The sequence below is a fragment of the Paraburkholderia bannensis NBRC 103871 genome (genome assembly GCF_000685015.1).
GTDB classification, from domain to species: domain Bacteria; phylum Pseudomonadota; class Gammaproteobacteria; order Burkholderiales; family Burkholderiaceae; genus Paraburkholderia; species Paraburkholderia bannensis.
Genome location: NZ_BAYA01000102.1, coordinates 1 through 613, shown reverse-complemented (window position 1 = coordinate 613; position 613 = coordinate 1). Strand labels below are relative to the sequence as shown.

General features: G+C 54.3%; 3 tRNA genes. All 3 read left to right on the top strand.

What is annotated here, in order from left to right:
* Positions 1 to 134 precede the first annotated feature (134 nt).
* The 3 genes from BBA01S_RS39490 to BBA01S_RS39480 all read left to right on the top strand — a co-directional run bounded on the left by BBA01S_RS39490 (position 135) and on the right by BBA01S_RS39480 (position 460).
* Positions 135 to 220: transfer RNA gene (locus BBA01S_RS39490), tRNA-Tyr, on the top strand.
* Between the two features lie 50 nt (positions 221 to 270).
* Positions 271 to 344, top strand: a tRNA-Gly gene (locus BBA01S_RS39485).
* A 41-nt stretch (positions 345 to 385) separates the two neighbouring features.
* A tRNA-Thr gene (locus tag BBA01S_RS39480) sits at positions 386 to 460 on the top strand.
* Positions 461 to 613: the final 153 nt, after the last annotated feature.

Here is a 613-nt window from a genome sequence, read left to right as displayed (position 1 = left end):
TTGCGAAACCCCGGCCCTAAAAAGCCGGGGTTTTTGCTTTTTCGCTCTCCCTATAAGTGAGAGCGTTGTGGTTTGACGCCGAATAAAGTGCTTGACACGGTTCGGACGTTACTCCATAATCATCAGTTCTCTACGGAGGGGTGCCCGAGTGGCTAAAGGGGGCAGACTGTAAATCTGTTGGCTTACGCCTACGTTGGTTCGAATCCAACCTCCTCCACCAGAATTCAGCTGAAGTTAGTGTCGGGAATCGACAAGAGTCAGAAAGACTTCGCGGGTGTAGCTCAATGGTAGAGCAGAAGCCTTCCAAGCTTACGACGAGGGTTCGATTCCCTTCACCCGCTCCAGCTCCAGGACGCAGTTGCAGCAAGCAAGTGCAGCAGTAAATGCCCATGTGGCTCAGTGGTAGAGCACTCCCTTGGTAAGGGAGAGGTCGGCAGTTCGATCCTGCCCATGGGCACCAGCCGGTTTAGCAGGCCTCTGAGGGCCTCGCATCAAGCAGGTAGTGCAACATAGTGATTGTTTGCGCGCCCCGCGCAACGTACGGAAAATCCTCTTAGGAGTCGAAAATGGCCAAGGGTAAGTTTGAGCGGACCAAGCCGCACGTGAACGTGGG